Below are 2,231 nucleotides of genomic sequence, written 5' to 3'. Positions count from 1 at the left end.
CAACTTCAGTGGGCAGCCCACTGAATCGTGCTGATGTCGATGCCGTCCTTGAACATCTCCCACAGCGGCGAGAGTTCGCGCAGCTTCGCGACGCGATCCTTCAGCGTCGTGACCACGTAGTCGATTTCCTCGGTCGTCGTGAAGCGGCCGATCGTCATGCGCAGGCTGGAGTGCGCGAGTTCGTCGCTTCGGCCGAGCGCGCGCAGCACATAGCTCGGCTCCAGGCTCGCGGAGGTGCAGGCCGAGCCCGACGACACCGCGATGCCCTTGATGCCCATGATCAACGATTCGCCTTCGACGAAGTTGAACGACATGTTCACGTTGTGCGGCACGCGCCGCTCGGCGTGGCCGTTCAGGAAGGTCTGCTCGATGTCCTTCAGGCCGTTGATCAGCCGCTGCTGCAGCATGCGGATGCGCTCGTTGTCGGCACCCATCTCGGCGCGCGCGATGCGGTAAGCCTCGCCCATGCCGACGATCTGGTGCGTCGCGAGCGTGCCCGAGCGCATGCCGCGCTCGTGGCCGCCACCGTGCATCTGCGCCTCGATGCGCACACGCGGCTTGCGGCGCACGTACAGCGCGCCGATGCCCTTCGGGCCGTAGGTCTTGTGCGAGGCCAGGCTCATCAGGTCGACCGGCAGCGCGGCCAGGTCGATCTCCACCTTGCCGGTGGCCTGCGCCGCATCGACGTGGAAGATGATGCCGCGCTCGCGGCACATCGCGCCGATCGCCGGGATGTCCTGGATCACGCCGATCTCGTTGTTGACGAACAGCACCGAGACCAGGATGGTGTCGGGGCGCATCGCCGCCTTCAGCTTGTCGAGGTCGAGCAGGCCGTCTTCCTGCACGTCGAGGTAGGTCACCTCGAAGCCCTGGCGCTCCAGCTCGCGCATCGTGTCGAGCACGGCCTTGTGCTCGGTCTTCAGCGTGATCAGGTGCTTGCCGCGCGTCTTGTAGAACTGCGCGGCACCCTTCAGCGCCAGGTTGATGGATTCGGTCGCACCCGAGGTCCAGACGATCTCGCGCGGATCGGCGCCCACCAGCGCCGCGACCTGCTCGCGCGCCTTCTCGACCGCCGCTTCCGCCTCCCACCCCCACGCATGGCTGCGTGACGCCGGGTTGCCGAAATGCTCGCGCAACCACGGGATCATCGCGTCGACCACGCGCTGGTCCACCGGCGTCGTCGCGCCGTAGTCCATGTAGATCGGGAAGTGGGGGGTCATGTCCATGGGAGTCAGCTACGGCAAAGAGGCAGCGAAGGGTTGGTGGAGAGGCCTTACTTCGAGAACGCGGCGCCGCCGAGGGCGAAGACCGAATTCGGGGCGGTGATCTTGATCGGCTTGACGACCGGCTGCGTCGAGATCGCGCGCTTGACCGGTTGTTCCTCGATCGAGATGCCCTTGGCCAGTTGCTCGTCGACCAGCTTGCGCAGCGAGATCGAATCGAGGTACTCGATCATCTTGGAGTTCAGGCTGGCCCACAGGTCGTGCGTCATGCAACGGCCGGTGTCCTCGCCCATGCAGTTTTCCTTGCCGGCGCAACCGGTGGCATCGATCGGTTCGTCGACCGCCACGATGATGTCGGCGACGGTGACTTCCTCGGACTTGCGACCCAGCGAATAACCACCGCCGGGGCCGCGGGTGCTCTCGACGAGCCCATGGCGGCGCAGCTTGCCGAACAGCTGCTCGAGGTAGGACAGCGAGATCTGCTGGCGGGCGCTGATCGCGGCCAGCGCGACGGGGCCCGAATGCTCACGCAGAGCCAGGTCGATCATCGCGGTCACTGCAAAACGGCCTTTGGTGGTCAGACGCATGAAATTCTCCTAAGCCGATTGGGCGGCCAACAATGTCAACGAAGCAGATGAGGGCGATTTCACGCTTGTCGAGTCCCCGCTTGCCTTCCCCGGGGTAACCCTCGGTTGATCCCGAGAGGATTACTCAAGTATAGATGAAACCTAGTTTTTTGGTCGGCAATGGACCTGAAAGTTCCGTAGCGCGCATGGGGCTATTCGGGGCGCGGCAATGACAGGTGCCGGACCAGCCCGTCGCAGGCGTCCTCGACCAGGTCGAGCACGTGGTCGAACCCCTCCGGCCCGCCCTGGTAGGGGTCGGGCACGACCGGGCTCGAGAAGCGCACGCCATGCTGCGTCAGCCGCCCCAGCTTGGTGCGGTGCTGCGGCGGGCAGCGCTCCTCCAGCTCGGCGAGGTTGTCCCAGTCCATGGCCAGGATGAGGT

Annotated in this window: 3 protein-coding genes; all 3 read right to left on the bottom strand. The window is 65.3% G+C overall.

Annotated features, from left to right (window positions below):
• Nucleotides 1-5: 5 nt before the first annotated feature.
• Nucleotides 6-1,220 (bottom strand): IscS subfamily cysteine desulfurase, encoded by a 1,215-nt coding sequence (locus tag AC1D1T_RS32040; RefSeq protein WP_465114374.1) that lies wholly within the window; start codon nucleotides 1,218-1,220, stop codon nucleotides 6-8.
• Between the two features lie 53 nt (nucleotides 1,221-1,273).
• Nucleotides 1,274-1,810, bottom strand: a complete 537-nt coding sequence (locus AC1D1T_RS32035) for a Fe-S cluster assembly transcription factor (RefSeq protein WP_047502971.1) — start codon at nucleotides 1,808-1,810, stop codon at nucleotides 1,274-1,276.
• A 191-nt stretch (nucleotides 1,811-2,001) separates the two neighbouring features.
• Nucleotides 2,002-2,231 (bottom strand): arsenate reductase/protein-tyrosine-phosphatase family protein (locus AC1D1T_RS32030; protein ID WP_477993395.1); only part of this gene is annotated, 230 nt, incomplete at its 5' end.

This window comes from Rhizobacter sp. P2_H3 (assembly GCF_056403355.1).
Note: the sequence above shows the minus strand (reverse complement) of the source record. Positions and strands in the feature narration are given on the sequence as shown.